The sequence below is a fragment of the Rhodococcus sp. JS3073 genome, from assembly GCF_026810085.1.
Taxonomy (GTDB): Bacteria; Actinomycetota; Actinomycetes; order Mycobacteriales; family Mycobacteriaceae; genus Rhodococcus_F; species Rhodococcus_F wratislaviensis.
The window spans coordinates 2,598,601-2,615,232 of sequence record NZ_CP113951.1 but is presented as its reverse complement, the minus strand read 5'-3'; the positions used below and the strand labels follow the sequence as shown (position 1 = coordinate 2,615,232).

At 68.9% G+C, this 16,632-nt stretch carries 16 protein-coding genes; 11 read left to right on the top strand and 5 right to left on the bottom strand.

Annotated elements, in window-relative coordinates; all coding sequences use genetic code 11:
- Position 1: 1 nt before the first annotated feature.
- The 3 genes from OYT95_RS11700 to OYT95_RS11690 all read right to left on the bottom strand — a co-directional run bounded on the left by OYT95_RS11700 (position 2) and on the right by OYT95_RS11690 (position 2,575).
- Complete coding sequence (locus OYT95_RS11700; protein WP_128639857.1) at positions 2-781, bottom strand: DUF6928 family protein; 780 nt, start codon at positions 779-781, stop codon at positions 2-4.
- Between the two features lie 72 nt (positions 782-853).
- Positions 854-1,711, bottom strand: coding sequence for a septation protein SepH (gene sepH / locus OYT95_RS11695; RefSeq protein ID WP_009478031.1), 858 nt, complete (start codon positions 1,709-1,711; stop codon positions 854-856).
- A 117-nt stretch (positions 1,712-1,828) separates the two neighbouring features.
- Entirely contained in the window at positions 1,829-2,575 is a 747-nt protein-coding gene (locus OYT95_RS11690) for a GntR family transcriptional regulator (protein ID WP_112301145.1), read from the bottom strand.
- A 173-nt stretch (positions 2,576-2,748) separates the two neighbouring features.
- Here OYT95_RS11690 and OYT95_RS11685 point away from each other — a divergent pair, with 173 nt between their 5' ends.
- Genes OYT95_RS11685 through OYT95_RS11660 form a run of 6 tightly spaced genes read left to right on the top strand, consistent with a single transcriptional unit; the run spans position 2,749 to position 8,837 of the window.
- Positions 2,749-3,765 carry a BMP family protein gene (locus tag OYT95_RS11685; RefSeq protein ID WP_112301144.1) on the top strand — a complete coding sequence of 339 codons (1,017 nt, stop codon included), beginning with the start codon at positions 2,749-2,751 and terminating at the stop codon, positions 3,763-3,765.
- 1 nt (position 3,766) lies between these two features.
- Positions 3,767-5,314, top strand: a complete 1,548-nt coding sequence (locus tag OYT95_RS11680; protein WP_128639856.1) for an ABC transporter ATP-binding protein — start codon at positions 3,767-3,769, stop codon at positions 5,312-5,314.
- Positions 5,311-6,429: an ABC transporter permease gene (locus tag OYT95_RS11675; protein ID WP_128639855.1), complete on the top strand. Its 1,119-nt coding sequence runs from the start codon at positions 5,311-5,313 to the stop codon at positions 6,427-6,429. The genes OYT95_RS11680 and OYT95_RS11675 overlap by 4 nt, the downstream gene beginning before the upstream one ends.
- Positions 6,426-7,349, top strand: a complete 924-nt coding sequence (locus tag OYT95_RS11670; protein ID WP_037234519.1) for an ABC transporter permease — start codon at positions 6,426-6,428, stop codon at positions 7,347-7,349. The genes OYT95_RS11675 and OYT95_RS11670 overlap by 4 nt, the downstream gene beginning before the upstream one ends.
- A 25-nt stretch (positions 7,350-7,374) precedes the next feature.
- On the top strand, positions 7,375-8,355 hold the full coding sequence (locus OYT95_RS11665) for an ornithine cyclodeaminase family protein (RefSeq protein ID WP_268791524.1): 981 nt from the start codon (positions 7,375-7,377) through the stop codon (positions 8,353-8,355).
- Positions 8,352-8,837: a nucleoside deaminase gene (locus tag OYT95_RS11660; protein ID WP_005244099.1), complete on the top strand. Its 486-nt coding sequence runs from the start codon at positions 8,352-8,354 to the stop codon at positions 8,835-8,837. The genes OYT95_RS11665 and OYT95_RS11660 overlap by 4 nt, the downstream gene beginning before the upstream one ends.
- A 65-nt stretch (positions 8,838-8,902) precedes the next feature.
- On the opposite strand, the gene serC is transcribed toward OYT95_RS11660, so the two are convergent.
- Positions 8,903-10,024: a phosphoserine transaminase gene (gene serC, locus OYT95_RS11655; protein WP_128639853.1), complete on the bottom strand. Its 1,122-nt coding sequence runs from the start codon at positions 10,022-10,024 to the stop codon at positions 8,903-8,905.
- Between the two features lie 41 nt (positions 10,025-10,065).
- Positions 10,066-11,196 carry a citrate synthase 2 gene (locus OYT95_RS11650; RefSeq protein ID WP_268791523.1) on the bottom strand — a complete coding sequence of 377 codons (1,131 nt, stop codon included), beginning with the start codon at positions 11,194-11,196 and terminating at the stop codon, positions 10,066-10,068.
- Positions 11,197-11,466: 270 nt separating this feature from the next.
- Between OYT95_RS11650 and pdxH the strand changes: the two genes are divergently transcribed.
- The 5 genes from pdxH (at position 11,467) to OYT95_RS11625 (ending at position 16,616) form a co-directional block, all read left to right on the top strand.
- A complete protein-coding gene (pdxH, locus tag OYT95_RS11645) occupies positions 11,467-12,138 on the top strand; it encodes a pyridoxamine 5'-phosphate oxidase (RefSeq protein ID WP_037234511.1) in 672 nt (223 codons plus the stop codon).
- A 42-nt stretch (positions 12,139-12,180) separates the two neighbouring features.
- The gene (locus OYT95_RS11640) at positions 12,181-13,467 is read left to right on the top strand and encodes an MFS transporter (protein WP_128639852.1); all 1,287 of its coding nucleotides are present in this window, start codon (positions 12,181-12,183) and stop codon (positions 13,465-13,467) included.
- Positions 13,468-13,519: 52 nt separating this feature from the next.
- The gene (locus OYT95_RS11635) at positions 13,520-14,482 is read left to right on the top strand and encodes an aldose 1-epimerase family protein (RefSeq protein WP_037234505.1); all 963 of its coding nucleotides are present in this window, start codon (positions 13,520-13,522) and stop codon (positions 14,480-14,482) included.
- A gap of 482 nt (positions 14,483-14,964) precedes the next feature.
- Positions 14,965-16,206, top strand: coding sequence for a citrate synthase (locus OYT95_RS11630; RefSeq protein WP_052033306.1), 1,242 nt, complete (start codon positions 14,965-14,967; stop codon positions 16,204-16,206).
- A gap of 47 nt (positions 16,207-16,253) precedes the next feature.
- The gene (locus tag OYT95_RS11625; RefSeq protein ID WP_005244090.1) at positions 16,254-16,616 is read left to right on the top strand and encodes an FKBP-type peptidyl-prolyl cis-trans isomerase; all 363 of its coding nucleotides are present in this window, start codon (positions 16,254-16,256) and stop codon (positions 16,614-16,616) included.
- Positions 16,617-16,632: the final 16 nt, after the last annotated feature.

The window sequence follows — 16,632 nt, the reverse complement described above, 5'->3', positions numbered from 1 at the left end:
GTCAGAAGCCGAAGTAGCGGCGGAGGAGTCCGCCTTTGCGAGCGGGCGGCGGCGGAGCGGGCGCGGGCACCGGGCCGGGGGCAGGGGCAGGGGCGGGCTGTTCCGCCTCGACGGGAGGCTCGGCCGCCGGACCCTCGCCGGGTGGGTGAACGGTGAAACCGTGCACCGTGAGCGTCTTCGGGTCGATCTCGGTGCCCTCGGGGGCGCCCGTGTACCGGAAGCCCAGCCATTCCCGGTTGGCGCCCTCGGCGAACTGCTGCGGGTGGAACGGCAGCGACTGCGGGTCGGGCAGGACACCCGCCGGATGTTTCAGCGGAAAGTCACCCGCCCAGAACGGCAACTCCCACACCAGCGGGATGCCGAGGTCCTCGTGGATGTGGACCGGCGTCGCGCTGAACGACCGCGTCAGGTGCCCGTCCTCCCACATCGCGAACGAGCCCCACGCGATGTCGGGCTTGGACGCCACGTAGTACGTCTTCGCGAATTCGGTGGGCCGGACGCGTGTTTCGGGCAGGCCGGACGGTCGGGGAACGGCCAGGTCGGGCCCGCACACGACGGTGACGCCGGGGTAGGAACCGATGTGCACGGTCCCGGCGGCATCGAGGCGCGCGGCCTCGGCCAGCGGAACGGGGCCGGTGGGGGTGGCCGTCAGATCGGGATAGAGCCGGGAGGCGAGCTGCTGCGCCGCGTCGAGGTCAGGTTCCGGGTGGCCGCGCAGGACAGCGGCAGGGTCGGGGACGTCGACGTACCAGATCGTTGATACCTTGGCCCCCACGGTCATCCCTCTCTTCCGGTGTCTTCCTGAAAGAGTACGACCCCGACCGTGTTCCCGGCCTGCTCACCGTGCAGACGGTCAGCGTCCGCTGCTGCGGACACCGAGCAGGACGTCGTCCCAGGACGGGAGGGCGGGTTTGCCGCGCTTGTCCTTGTTGTTCGTCTGGTGCGGGGCGATCTTGGGCGCCGCGGGTTCTTCGGACGGGGCGGGCTCGTCCTCGGGCTCCTCGGTGACGTCGGCCTCGATGATCTCCTCGGGCTCGATCGTCGGCACCTCCACCTCGGTGGGGAACTCGGCGAGTTCGAGTTGCTCCGGCTCGTCGGACGCCACCGGCGCCAATCCGCGGAGCGGACGGCCGAAGTCGGGATCGATCAGGTCGAACGCGGTGTCGTCGAGCGCCACGATGGTGCCACCGTGCGCGTCCGGCTGGTACCGCCAGTGCGCCGCGTTGGTGGTCCGCCCGGCCTGCCACTGCAGTTGGGCGACCCAGTGATTGTCCTCGTCGCGCCACGCGTCCCACGTGGCGTCGTCGATGTTGTGCCCGCGGGCGCGGAACGCCTGCGTGACGATCTCGGCGAGCGTGGGAACGGCGGGGCCGTTGTCGCGGACCGGGTGTCCGCCCTGCGCCATCTCGGCCGCACGGGAACGCTCGAGCAGAACTGGATAGGCGAAACGCTCCACCTTCGCCAGGGGGATACCGGCCTCGTCGGCGACCTGTTCGACGGAGGCGCCGGCGCGGATGCGGGCCTGGATTTCGCGGGGCCTGAGCTGACTGTCCATTTCGATCTCAATCTGGCCGAGTCGAGCGATGTCCCCGCGGGATGCGGCGCGGAGTTTGTCATCGGCGGGAAGCCGGAATTTTTCGCCGGTACTGGCATCTGCGCACACGACGTGCGATCCATCGGGCTCGAGACCGATCACTCGAAGCTCTCGCACGTTGACCTCCTTATCGCGCCGGCTCGCGACTTTGCACCTGGGCAACTGTAATTCATTCGTGACAGCCCGCGCGGCAGGACACGCGCGGGTAAATCCCGTCCCGGCGTCGCGGCCGCGCTACGCTTCCTCGTTTCGTGATCGGTCCTTCGTGCGGGGTGTGCGCTGCCGCGTGCGGGTGGCCTCGACCGGGTCGATCGCGGGTGCAGACCAGTGTTCGGCCAGCTCGAGACTGGGTTCTCGGCCCGAGGCGACGTGCCGGAACGCGATCTCCGCGGCGCGGTCCGCATCGCCCGCCGCGATGGCGTCGTACAACTCGGCGTGCTCGTCGCATTGCTGTCCGGGGTCGCGTTCCTTGGTGAGGTGGAACAACCACTGCACGCGCGTCGCGAGGGGTTGCAGCATCGACTGCAGCAGGGGACTGCCGGACATCTCCACGATGACGGCGTGGAATGCGGCGTTCGCGGCGGCGATGGCGGGCTTGTCGTCGCGGGCGGTGGCTGTACGTGCCGCGGCGAGTTCGTCGCGCAGTGCCGTCAGGTGGGAGTCGTCCGCTCGCTGCGCGGCGAGCCGGGCCGCGAGCACCTCGAGGCTTTCGCGGACGTCGAAGAGGTCGCGGACCTCGTCGACGCCGAACGGGGCGACGATCGCTCCGCGGCGCGGGACGATCACGACGAGTCCGTCGGTCTGGAGCTGCTGCAGGGCCTCACGCAGCGGGATGCGGGACACCTGCAGCTCCGCGGCGAGGTCGCGCTCGATCAGGCGCTGGCCCGGCGCGAGCTGCAGGTTCACGATGCGGCGGCGCAGCTCTTCGTACGCGGTCTCGCGCAGCGACTTCGGCGCCGACGCGTCGGCTGCACCGTTCACCCGGTCTCCTGTCGTCGTGGCCACGTCAGCCACCGTAGAGCGCACCCAAGCGCCGCCCTCGAGTGGATGCGGGTCCTTACGTCTGTGTAACACGGCGGAAATGACGCGCCTCCAAGATTCAAATAACGGTATACCGCTAACTGTGGCGGTTCCTGAGTCAAGGAGTCCAGCGCGTGAACACCACCCTCTCCGCCCGAGCCCGAACCCTCGTCCCCGCGCTGTGCGCGGCCGCGACTCTTGCGGCGACCCTGACGGCGTGTTCGTCGTCGGACGCAGGCACCGCCTCCGGCGACACCCTCCGCGTCGGAGTGTTCTTCCCCGGATCCGTCTCCGACACGGGCTTCATGGAATCGGGGTACCTCGGCTACCAGCGACTCGAGGAAACCCTCGGCGACCGGGTGGAACTGAGCTACGTCGAGCAGGTCGCCGCCGCCGACTACCAGCAGGCCCTGGTGCGGTTCGCGACCGCGAACGACCTCGTCGTCTCGCTCGGCGGTCAGACGGACGCCGACGTCCGCAAGGTGGCACCCCAGTTCCCCGACGTGAAGTTCGTCGAGATCGGCGGACCCGCCGACGCGTCCCCGCTGCCGAACCTCGCCTACTACGACCCGCAGCAGGCGGAGGCCGAGTTCCTCAGCGGAGCGGTCGCGGCGACGGCGTCGAAGACCCCGTCCGTGTCGTTCGTCGGCGGTGTCGAACTGCCCGCCATCGTGAACGCCGCGAAGGCCTTCGGCAATGGCGCCGAGTTCGCGCGGCCCGGCACCCAGGTGCTCACCCCGCAGTACGTGGGCGACTTCAACGACCCGGCCAAGGCGAAGCAGGCCGCGCTCGCCAACTACGGCGCAGGCGCGGGCGCCGTGGGGCAGATCGTGAACCTCGGCAAGTCCGGGCTGGAACAGGCCGCCGCGCAGTCGGGCGCGCTGATGGTGGGTGGCCCGATCCCCGGCGACTGCTCGAACCCCGCCTACGTCGGCTACGTGCACACCGACATCGGCAAGGAAGTGGAGTACGCCGTCCAGTCCACCCTGGACGGAACGTGGAAGGCCGAGAACGTGGCGTTCGGCCTCACCTCCCCGAACGACGGCACCGACTTCCGGCTCTGCAGCGCCGACCCCGCCGTCGCGGACGCACTCGCCAAGGCGAAGACCGCCCTGGCCACCGGTGCCGTCGAGCCCTACCGAGCGGGCTGACATGAGCACACCAGCACTGCACCTCACGGGAATCGGGAAGAGCTTCGGCGACGTCCGGGCCCTCCACGGTGTCGACCTGTCGGTGCTACCCGGAACGGTGCACTGCATTCTCGGGGAGAACGGGGCCGGGAAGTCGACGCTCTGCAACGTGGTCTACGGCGGTCTGCGACCGGACACCGGAACGATGACCCTCTCCGGTCGCCGATACGCGCCCGGTTCGCCCGCTGCCGCGATGGCGGACGGCGTGGCCATGGTGCACCAGCACTTCAGTCTCATCGGCACGATGAGCGTCGCCGAGAACCTGCTGCTCACCGGACGGGGGCTGCGATTGCGCCGCGCGGAACTGCGGACCCGCCTCGATCGGCTCGCCGACGACTATCACCTGCGGATCGACCCGGACGCGCTGGTCTCGGCCATGCCGATCGGTGCGCGGCAGAAGGTGGAGATCGTGAAGGCCCTGCTCACCGACCCCTCACTGATCCTGCTGGACGAGCCGACCGGGGTACTCGACCCCGACGAGATCGACGCCCTGATCGAGACGTGCCAGGCCGTCGCGGCGGCGGGCAAGGCAGTCGTCCTCGTCACCCACAAACTCGGGGAGGTGGCCCGCGTCGCGGACGCCGCCACCGTGCTGCGGGGAGGTGAAGTGGCAGGTGGGGGCCGCATGTCGGAGCTGACGATCCCCCAGCTGACGACGGCCATGGTCGGCAGGCCGGTATCCGAACTGAGCCCGGTGCTCGCCGCGGGCGTCGGCACGGAGAGCGACGGCGGCGCGATGCCCGACCGGCGGGCGACCGGCCGGGTCGTTCTCGGGCTCCGCGATGTGCGAGCCACCCGGGCGGACGGCAGCGTCGCCCTGTCCGGCGTGGGATTCGAGGTGCGGGCCGGTGAGATCGTCGGGATCGCAGGAGTCGAGGGGAACGGGCAGAGCGAACTGGTCGCCGTTCTGTCCGGGGCCACCACACCCGAGTCCGGCACGGTCACGCTCGGCGACGCCGACATCACGTCGGCGTCTCCGGCCGAACGCACCCGCCTCGGTCTCGGGGTGGTGCCGGAGGACCGGCACCGGGAGGCGATGGTGGCAGAACTGTCCCTGTCGGAGAACCTCTTCCTCGGCCGCCTGCACCACTTCCGCAGGATGGGCCTGCTCGATCGCCGCCGGATGGACGCCGCGGCCCGGGACCTGATCGAGCAGTTCTCGGTGCGGACACCCGGACCGGGAACATCCATGGGTTCGCTGTCGGGCGGCAATCAGCAGAAAGTCGTCTTGGCCCGCGAACTGTCGACGGAGAATCTGCAGTGTCTGGTCGCGGCGCAGCCCACCCGCGGACTCGACATCGGGGCGGTCGAGTTCGTCCTGAACCAACTCCGCAGCTGCGCGTCCTCGGGGAACGCAGTCCTGGTCGTGTCCAGCGAGATCCCCGAACTGCTCGCGCTCTGCGACCGCATCTTCGTCAGCTACCGCGGCGCCCTGCTCGGGCCCGTCGACGCGTCGGCGGGCACTGCGCGGCAGCACCTCGGTGAACTGATGACGGGAACGGCGGCATGACTCGACTTCGAACCTGGGCACATCACCCACTTCCGGTGGCGATCGCCGCGATCGCGGTCGCGGGACTCGCCGGAGTGCTCCTCGCCGCGGCCGCGGGCGCCACCGTGACCGAGACCGCCGAGGCACTGTCCGAAGGGATGTTCGGCAGCAGCTACGCGATCGGAGTCTCGCTCAATACTGCTGCGGTGCTGGCTCTCGTCGCGGCCGGATTCACCGTCGCACACCGGGCCGGACTGGTGAACGTCGGTGGCGAGGGCCAGCTGTGCGTCGGGGGCATCGCCGCGACCGCGGTCGGCACCACTCTGGGCGAGGGCACCCCCGCCCCGATCGCCGTCACCGCGGTTCTCCTCGCCGCGGCCGGTGCCGGGTGGGCGTGGGCCGCGATCGCCGCGTACCTGCGGGTCCGCCGGGGCACGAGCGAGATCATCACGACGCTGCTGCTGAACTTCGTCGGCCTCGCGCTGGTGCTGCTGATGGTGCACGAGCCCAGCCTCCTTCGCCAGCCCGTCACGTCCTCGGAGACACTGCCGCAGTCCTCGCCGCTGATCGAGTCCGCGCACCTGCCGCTGCTGGGGATCGAGCGCTCGCCGGGGACGATCGCGCTGTGGATCGCGGTGGTCGCGGTGCTGATCGTCGGGGTCCTTCTGCGCCGGACGGCGATCGGTGTGCGACTGCGCTCCGTCGGGCTGAATCCGGACGCGTCGGCGCGGCTGGGACTGCCGGTCGGACGGCTGCGGTTTCTCAGCCTGTCCTGTGCCGGCGCGTTCTCCGGGCTCGCCGGTGGGATCCTCGTCGCGACGGCGCCGTTCGTGCTCGTCGAAGGATTCTCCTCCGGCTACGGGTTCTCCGGGCTGGTCGTCGGGCTTCTGGCGCGCGGTTCCATGCTCGCCGTCGGCGCCGTGTCACTGCTGCTCGGATTCCTCGTGTCCGGCGGAATCAATCTCCAACTCGCAGCCGGTGTTCCGGCATCGACCGTCTCGATCGTGGAATCGCTCATGATCATCCTGATCGCGGGAGCGGTGCTGTGGACCGCGGCCGGCCGGAGATCGAGATCCGCGGCCGCGACGACCGCGAAGACCCACGACGTCCCCGACCTGGCTGGAGCGAAGCAATGATCGATACGGTCTCGGACATCGCCGTCAGCGGCGTCGGATTCGCACTCCCGATCCTGGTAGCCGCGAGCGGGGAACTGGTGAGCGAGCGGGCAGGCGTACTGAACCTCAGCCTCGAGGGGATGATGCTGACCGGCGCGTTCGCCAGCGTGCTCGGCGCCGTCACCACCGGATCCGCGGTGGGCGGTCTCGCGGCCGGACTGGCGGCCGGGTTGCTGTTCGGACTGCTGCAGGCACTGCTGAGCGTCACGCTGCGCGCCGACCAGATCGTGGTGGGCATCGCGAGCAACGCCCTCGCCCTCGGGGCCACCACCTACGGCGCCCGGCTGCTGCTCGCGGACGGCAAGGGGCAGAACGCCCCGGGGTTCGCCGCCCTCGAGATCCCGCTGCTGCACCGGATCCCGATCCTCGGACCGGCGCTCTTCTCCCAGACGGCACTCGGCTACTTCTGCTACGCGGTGGTCGGGCTGCTGGCCGTCACCCTGTCGCGCCGGACCCGCGCCGGTCTCGTCGTCGACGCGGTCGGGGAGGACGCGAAGTCGGCCGACTGGAGTGGACTGCCGGTGCGGAAGGTCCGCTACCTGTGCGTGCTCGTCGCGGGACTGACGGCGGGCTTGGCCGGGGCCCAGCTGGCGCTGTCCGAGGTGCGGTCGTTCAGCGACAACATGACCGCCGGAATCGGGTACCTGGCCGTCGTGGCCGTGATCGCGGGCAGGTGGCGCGCGCTCGGCGTGATCTGGGCGTCCGTGTTCTTCGGGATCGCGCAGGCGCTCCAGTTCGCGCTGCCCGCGCTCGGTGTCAGCGTCCCCTTCGCCCTGCTCGTCATGCTGCCCTACGTGATCGCAATCGTCGCGGTCAGTGGATTCATCCGCAACAGCCGCTCACCCGCAAACCTGACCGTCGCGTTCGCGCGCACGTCCTGATCGATCTCTCAGCGAGGAAACTCTTGTGACACTGATTCTTTCCCACTCCGACGTGGCCGGCCTCATCGACCGCGCCGAGGTGTTCGCCGCGGTGGAACGGGCGCACGCCGCCCTGACCGCCGGGACGGCGTCCGTACCCGCCCCACCCGCAATGACCCTGCAGTCCGCGGCGTTCATCCCGATGGTCGCGGCGGCGCAGTCCGCCGGCGCGGCCGCGGTGAAGATGCTCGTCGATCTTCCCGGCAACGCCGCCCGCGGTCTGCCCGTGCAACGTTCGGCCGTGCTCGTGACGTCCGCGGACACCGGCGAGTGCGAGGCCCTGCTCGACGGCCGGCTGATCACCGCCGTGCGCACCGCCGCCGCCAGCGCCGTGGCCACGAAGCATCTCGCCCGCCGAGGCAGCCGGGTGCTGGGATTGGTGGGCGCCGGGACCCTCGCCGTCGAACACGCCCGGGCGATCACCCGGGTGTCGGACGTCGACACGGTGCTGGTGTGGTCGCGCTCGGATGCCACGATCGAGGAATTCCGCAGCCGGACAGAGGATCTCGGAATCTCGGTCAAGCCGATGGACTCGCCGGAGGCGGTCACGCGGTCTTCCGACGTCCTCTGCACACTCACGCCGTCGAGGAACCCGATCGTGCGGGGCGCCTGGTTCGGCGAAGGCTTGCACGTCAACGCCGTGGGCGCGCCCCCGCGCGCGGACCACCGGGAGATCGACGGCGACGGAATGCGACGTGCCCGCGTGGTCGTCGATTCGGTGGCCACCACGATGACCAAATCGGGGGAGACGCTGCTGGCGCTCGCCGAGGGCGCGATCACGCACGACGACGTCGCCGTGGAGTTGGGCGACGTGATCGCGGGCCGCACCGTCGCCCGCACATCCGATCGGGACATCACGCTGTACAACTCCGTCGGGATCGGCCTCCAGGACCTCGCCGCGGCGCGCATACTGATCGACAGAGCCCGGGAACGGGGCGTCGGAACAGAAGTGGATCTGAGTCGATGAGTCAGAGCGATGTCGGCGACGTGGACCTTGCGCACCTGCGGCGAGCCATCGAACTCGCCGACGAGACGGGCGACGCGGGCAACAGACCGTTCGGTGCGGTGGCGGTCGGGGCCGACGGTCACGTGATCAGCGAGGGCGCCAACTCCGTCGCGACGTCCGCCGACGTCACCGAGCACGCGGAACTCGACGCGATCACCACCGCCTGCGGTGAGGGACGAACCGGCGACCTCGTCGGCGCCACCATGTACGCCAGTGGTGAGCCGTGCCCGATGTGCAGTGCGGCGATGGTGTGGGCCGGCATCACGCGGGTGGTCTACGCGGCGTCGTCCGCGGACTTCTCCCGGATTCTCCCGGACGGTCCACGGTTCACTCTGGGCTGCTCCGACGTGCTCGAGTCCGCGAGCGTCGAGATCGAGGTCAGCGGACCGCATCTCGGCGACGAGGCGCTCGCGCCGTTCCACCGTTTCCTCGACACGGACTGACCCTCGAAACGCCGTCAGCCCCCGGCACCGAGGTGCCGGGGGCTGACGGACGTGTGCGCCGGGACTCAGCCGAGCTGCGAGACGACCCAGTCGATGCTCTTCGTGAGCTGCGAGACGTCCTCGGGATCGATCGCCGGGAACATGCCGACACGCAGCTGGTTGCGGCCCAGCTTGCGGTACGGCTCCGTGTCGACGACGCCGTTGGCGCGCAGGATCTTCGCCACCTGGGCAGCGTCGATCTTGTCGTCGAAGTCGATGGTGCCGACCACCTGCGAGCGGTGAGCGGGATCGGTGACGAACGGGGTGGCGAATTCGCTGGCCTCGGCCCACTGGTACAGCCGCGAGGACGAATCGGCGGTACGCGAGGTGGCCCAGTCGAGGCCACCCTTGCCGTTCAGCCAGTCGATCTGGTTGGCGAGCAGCAGCAGGGTGGCCAGTGCCGGGGTGTTGTACGTCTGGTCCTTGGAGCTGTTGTCGACTGCGATGGGCAGCGACAGGAAGTCGGGGGTCCATCGACCCGAATCCTTGATCTCCGCGACGCGCTCGAGCGCCTTCGGGCTCATCAGCGCGATCCACAGTCCGCCGTCGGCGGCGAAGCACTTCTGCGGGGCGAAGTAGTACACGTCGGCGTCGGCGACGTTCACCGGCAGACCGCCGGCGCCGGACGTGGCGTCGATGGCGATGAGCGCATTCTCCGAGCCCGCGGGACGCGAGACGGGAATCGCGACACCGGTGGACGTCTCGTTGTGCGCCCAGCCGATGAGGTCGACGGACGGATCCGAGACCGGCTCGGGCGCACTGCCCGGGTCGGCGGAGACGACGATCGGGTCGCCGATGAACGGGTTGTTCTTGGCGACCGACGCGAACTTGGAGCTGAACTCACCGTTCGTGAGGTGCAGCGACTTCTCCCGGATCAGGCCGAACGCGGCCGCGTCCCAGAACGCGGTGGTGCCACCGTTGCCGAGCACCACCTCGTAGCCCTCGGGCAGGGAGAACAGATCGGCGAGGCCGGACCGCACGCTGGCGACAACGTCCTTGACAGGCTTCTGGCGGTGGCTGGTGCCGAACACCGAGGAGCCCACCTCGACCAGCGACTGCAGCTGTTCGGGCCGAACCTTGGAGGGTCCGCAGCCGAAACGACCGTCGGCGGGCAGGAGGTCTGCGGGGATGATCGGTGTGGAGGTCATCGCTACTTTCTGTTCCTTACTGGTTCTGGCGGGGGAGACGGTCAGCTGGTGTGGGCGATCTGGTCCCAGCCCTCGACGGACTCGGGGGTGCGGGGTGCGGGTCCGGTGTAGATGGCGGCGGGGCGGACGAGTTTGCCGAGGCGTTTCTGTTCGAGGATGTGGGCGCACCAGCCGGCGGTGCGGCCGCAGGTGAACATCGCGGGCATCATGTGCGCGGGGACCTCGGCGAAGTCGAGGATGACCGCGGCCCAGAATTCGACGTTGGTTTCGATGGCCCGGTCGGGGCGGCGTTCGCGCAGTTCGGCGAGGGCGGCCTGTTCGAGGGCGGCGGCCGCTTCGTAGCGGGGGGCGTTCAGGCGTTGGGCGGTGGCGCGGAGCACCCGGGCGCGGGGGTCTTCGGCGCGGTAGACGCGGTGCCCGAAGCCCATCAGCTTTTCCTTGCGGTCGAGGATGCCCTTGACCAGGGTGCGGGCGTCGCCGGTCTTTTCGGTGTCCTCGATCATCGGCAGGACGCGGGCGGGGGCGCCGCCGTGCAGGGGGCCGGACATGGCGCCGATGGCCCCGGAGAGGGAGGCGGCGACGTCGGCGCCGGTGGAGGCGATGACGCGGGCGGTGAAGGTGGAGGCGTTCATGCCGTGTTCGGCGGCGGAGACCCAGTAGGCGTCGATGGCGGCGACGTGGGCGGGGTCGGGGTCGCCCTTCCAGCGGACCATGAACCGTTCGGTGACGGTTTTCGCTTCGTCGATTCGTCTCTGGGGGACGGCGGGTTGGTAGATGCCGCGGGCGGATTGGGCGACGTAGGACAGGGCCATGACGGAGGCGCGGGCGAGTTGTTCGCGGGCTGTGTCGTCGTCGATGTCGAGGAGGGGTTGGTATCCCCAGATGGGGGCGAGCATGGCCAGGCCGGCCTGGACGTCGACGCGGACGTCGCCGGTGTGCACGGGCAGGGGGAACGGTTCGGCCGGGGGCAGTCCGGGGCCGAAGCGGCCGTCGACGAGCAGGGCCCACACGTTGCCGAAGGTGACGTGCTTGGAGACGAGTTCTTCGATGTCGACGCCGCGGTAGCGCAGGGCGCCGCCGTCCTTGTCGGGTTCGGCGATGTCGCTGGTGAACGCGACCACACCTTCCAGTCCGCTGACGAAATCGTCCGGTATTGCCGCGCTAGCTGACATAGCTCGTGGACTCTCCTCGTTCGAGTGCCCCCGGTCAGAGCGGCACTGTCTCGGCGTTCGACAATTGCGCTCGGCGTGCATGCGGGATGGGCAGGCACCTTCGTCCGCGCAATCGACTTCCCTTCCCCGGGCATCGCACGATCGCGGCTGCAATCCGAGGGGACGGGTTCGGTCCCCAAAACTTTAGCCGGTGTCACCGGAGAGTTGATCAGTGCATACCCGGGAGTAGCGTTCTCGGCTGTGTCTCCAGATGCAGAACAGCCGAAACCGGTGAACAAGGACCTCGCGGCGATGCGCGTCGGTTACGCACACCAGGGCGCTGACGGACGGTACGTCGACTCCGATCTGGACGCCGACCAGCTGAGCGACGGCTGGCTTCCCCTGATGCGCCTGTGGCTCGAGGACGCCGTGGAGGCCGGGGTTCCCGAACCCAACGCGATGACCCTCGGAACCGTCGACGAGCACGGACATCCGTGCACCCGCACCGTCCTCTGCAAGGGACTGAGTGCCGACGGTGTGCTGTTCTTCACCAACTACGACTCGGACAAGGGCCGCCAGCTGGAGGCGGTGCCCTACGCGTCGGTCACGTTCACCTGGGTGCCCGTCGCCCGGCAGATCACCGTCCGCGGTCCCGTCGAGCGCGTGAGCGCCGAGGTCACGGACGAGTACTGGCACAGCAGGCCCCGCGGATCCCGACTGGGGGCGTGGGCGTCCGAACAGTCGAAGCCGATCGGTTCGCGAGCCGAACTGGACGCTGCGCTGCTGCACGCGGCGGAGCGCTTCCCCGTCGACGTCGACATCCCGGTCCGGCCGGACTGGGGCGGAATCCTGATCCGCCCCGCGGTCGTGGAGTTCTGGCAGGGCCGCGCCAACCGGATGCACAACCGCATCCGGACGTCGCTGGTCGACGGCTCGTGGACGGTGGAGCGACTGCAGCCGTGACAGCCGGGGAATAGTGAGCACGGGAAACGAGCTAAGGGAAGAATGACCGAGACCGTCACCGAGAAGAAGAAGCGACGGCTACTCGCCGACACGGCGCCGCTGCAGAACCGGGACTACCGCCGCCTGTGGGCGGCCGGGATCGTGACGGTGATCGGCGGGCAGCTCAGTGTCGTCGCCGTGCCGCAGCAGGTCTACGAGATCACCCGCAGCTCGGCGTACGTGGGTCTGACCGGTGTGTTCGCGCTGGTACCGCTGATCGTGTTCGGGTTGTGGGGCGGCGCGCTGGCCGACGTCATGGACCGGCGGAAACTGCTGACGATCACCACCGTCGGACTCGGTGCCACGTCCGTGCTGTTCTGGGTGCAGGCAGCGATGGGCCTGGACAACGTGTGGCTGGTACTCGGACTGCTGGGGTTGCAACAGGCGTTCTTCGCGGTCAACCAGCCCACCCGCAGCGCGATCATCCCGCGGCTCATTCCGGCGGAACAGCTGGCCGCCGCCAACTCGCTCAACATGACGGTCATGCAGTTCGGCGCCATCGCCGGACCGCTGCTCGCCGGTGTGATGATTCCGACGGTCGGGCTGTCGACGCTGTATCTCGTCGATTCGATCGCACTGCTGGCCACGCTGTGGGCAGTGCTCCGGCTGCCTGCCATCCCGCCGACAGGGGAGTCGCGCCGGGCGGGGCTGCGCGAGGTGTTCGACGGATTCGCCTACCTCGCGACCCAGAAGGTGCTGCTCGCGTCGTTCGTCGTCGACATCATCGCCATGGTGTTCGGCATGCCGCGGGCGTTGTTCCCGCAGATCGCGCACGACACGTTCGGCGACCCGGCATCGGGCGGTGTGGCGCTCGGCCTGCTGTTCGCGGCGATGTCCTTCGGCGCGGTGGCAGGCGGGGTGTTCTCCGGTTGGCTGCCGCGGGTCCGGCGGCAGGGCCTCGCCGTGATCGTGTGCATCGTGCTGTGGGGTCTCGCGATGGTGGGCTTCGGCGTGGTGGTGGGGGTCGCGTCGCCCGGCGGCAGCCCGGTCCTGTTGTGGATCGCTCTCGCGTTCCTCGCATTCGGTGGCGCCGTCGACATGGTCTCCGCCGCGTTCCGCAGCACCATGCTCCAGCAGGTCGCCACGGACGAGATGCGCGGACGACTTCAGGGTGTCTTCATCGTCGTCGTGGCCGGGGGTCCGCGGATCGGTGACGTCGTGCACGGCGCGGCCGCGGCGGCGGTCGGGACGAGCGTGGCTGCCGCGGGCGGCGGCATCCTCGTCGTCGTCGGTGTGGTGATCGCCGCGCTCGCGTTCCCGGCACTGGTGCGGTACAAGGTCACCCGCTAGGTTCCTGTGCGCCATCACATATTTCGTGCCCATCTCGGGCACACTGAAGTGCATGGGTGAACCGCAGTCTTCGAAGACGGACAGGCCTGCCACGGCCGGATTCGAGATCCGGGGAGGCGGCTACCGGGCCGGTATCGCGGCCACCGGCGCCGGTCTCCGGCTACTCGAATGGGATGGTCCGGAGGGGCCGATGGCGCTCACCGAGACGTGGGACCTCGGAACCCGGCCACCGTTGTCGGCCGGGTTGATCCTCGCGCCGTGGCCCAACCGGATCCGCGACGGCCAGTTCGTCTTCGACGGCATCGACCATCAGCTCGAGATCACGGAACCCACGTTCGGCAATGCCAGTCACGGATTCGTCCGGCGCCGGGACTGGCGTGTCGCGAATCACGACGACGACCGCATCGAGTTGTCGATCGACGTCGGCCTCCACAAGGGGTGGCCGTACCCGCTGCGGCTCACCGTCGCCTACGTCCTCGACGAGGACGGCCTGACCGTGACGCACACGGCCACCAACACGGGAGCCATCCCGGCACCGTTCGGGATGGGCTTCCACTCGTACGTCCGCGCCGGCGACGTCCCGCTCGACGAGTGCACGCTGCACCTGTCCGCGGGCACCCGGCTGCCCCTCGACGAGCGCATGCTGCCGAGTGGGGGTTCGCAGCCCGTTGCCGGCACCGAATACGACTTCACCAGCCCGCGCACGTTGGCAGGCGTCGCTCTCGACACCCCGTTCAGTGCACTGGACGTCGACGCGGACGGCAGGTCGCGACACGAATTGCGCGCGCCGGACGGCACCGGAACGGTCCTGTGGGCGGCCCGTGAGTTCGGCTGGCTGCAGGCGTTCGTCGCGGATCCCGACGCCGGCAAGTCGTATCCGGGCCGCGGGCGGGCGCTGGCGCTCGAACCGATGACGTGCCCGCCGGATGCGTTCAACTCCGGGATCGATCAGTTGGTGCTCACTCCGGGGCAGCAGTGGACCGGTGTGTGGGGCATGTCCGCGCTGGGGTCGTAGCGGTTCAACTTTCGAGCATCGGGTGCCCACTTGGTGAGACGGTGTAACACCGGTCGCGGTCGGGCCGATACGTCGGGCGGGGGTTCTTCTGTCGCGGCTGCGGCGCTCTGTATCACCCTCTGTTCTTCCATCACCGCGTCGGGCGGCGCGGCGTGCGTTCTCCACCGCGCTCGGCATCTGTGCAGGTAACACGGCCAGTCCAGTCTCGGGTCACTGGCCCTCACCGATTCCGCTTCCGCGCCGTGCGGGCAAATCGGACACTCGCGGATCCCGTTCGGCGACCCTTCTCCGTGGTCGCCGCGCATCCCGCGGCGGACCCGGATCACGGGCTCTGAGCGGACCCGCCTTCGGCACGCAGGCCAGAGTGGGGCTAGTTTCTACCTGAATGAAGTTGTTACTCATTGGTTTGAGCTTGAGAGGGATGCTTCGTGCCTGACAATGACACAAAGCCCACGCTTACCTACCCTGGTGGTGAGCACACGATGTCCATTGCCAGGGCAACCGAGGGCAATGACGGTATCGAACTGGGCAAGCTGCTCGCCAGCACCGGGTACACCACCCTGGACCCGGGTTTCGTCAATACCGCCTCCACCAGCTCCGCGATCACCTACATCGACGGTGAGCACGGGATTCTCCGCTACCGCGGGTACCCGATCGAGCAGCTGGCCGGGAAGTCGACCTTCATCGAGGTCAGCTATCTGCTGATCTACGGTGAGCTGCCCACCACGGCGCAGCTCGAGTCGTTCACCGACCGGATCCGGCGCCACACGCTGCTGCACGAGGACCTCAAGAGGTTCTTCGACGGATTCCCGCGGAACGCACACCCGATGCCGGTCCTGTCCAGCGCCGTCAACGCGCTGTCCGCGTACTACCAGGACTCCCTGGACCCGGCCGACCCGGAACAGGTCGAGTTGTCGACCATCCGCCTTCTCGCGAAGCTGCCGACCATCGCGGCCTACGCGTACAAGAAGTCCGTCGGGCAGCCGTTCCTGTACCCGGACAACTCCCTGAACCTGGTCGAGAACTTCCTCCGGATGACGTTCGGCTTCCCCGCGGAGCCCTACGAGATCGATCCCGAGATCGCCAAGGCTCTCGACATGCTGCTGATCCTGCACGCCGACCACGAGCAGAACTGCTCGACGTCGACGGTGCGGCTCGTCGGTTCGTCCGACGCCAACCTCTTCACCTCCATCTCCGGTGGCATCAACGCACTCTGGGGCCCGCTGCACGGCGGCGCCAACCAGGCGGTGCTGGAGATGCTCGACGAGATCAAGGCCAGCGGTAGTAATGCGGACGAGTTCGTCCGCAAGGTCAAGAACAAGGAAGACGGCGTGAAGCTCATGGGCTTCGGGCACCGCGTCTACCGCAACTACGACCCGCGCGCGGCGATCGTCAAGCAGACCGCGCACACCATCCTCGAGAAGCTCGGCGGCGACGACGAACTGCTCGACATCGCGATGGCCCTCGAAGAGGCGGCGCTGACCGACGACTACTTCGTCGAGCGCAAGCTGTACCCGAACGTCGACTTCTACACGGGTCTGATCTACCGCGCGATGGGCTTTCCCACGCGCATGTTCACCGTTCTGTTCGCCATGGGCCGCTTGCCCGGGTGGATTGCACACTGGCGCGAGATGCACGAAGATCCGGCTACGAAGATCGGCCGTCCGCGCCAGATCTACACCGGTTACACCGAGCGTGACTACAAGGACGTCACAGGTCGCTGATCGCGGATACCTGTGCCGAACGATAGAGCCCTCACCGAGGAGGACATATGACCAAGCCCGAGATCGAGTTCCAAGACGGACCCGCCCCGACCGACCTGGTCATCAAGGACGTGGTGGTCGGAGACGGCGCAGAGGCCGTCCCCGGGGGCACCGTCGAGGTGCACTACGTCGGCGTCGAATTCGAGTCCGGCGAGGAGTTCGACTCCTCCTGGAGCCGCGGCGAGTCCATCCAGTTCCCGCTGCGCGGCCTCATCAAGGGCTGGCAGGACGGCATCCCCGGCATGAAGGTGGGCGGACGTCGTCAGCTCACGATCCCGCCGGAGCTCGCCTACGGTCCCGCCGGCGCCGGACATCAGCTGTCCGGCAAGACGCTGGTCTTCATGATCGACCTGCTCGACGTGAAGGAATAGTCTCCGCAGTACCCAG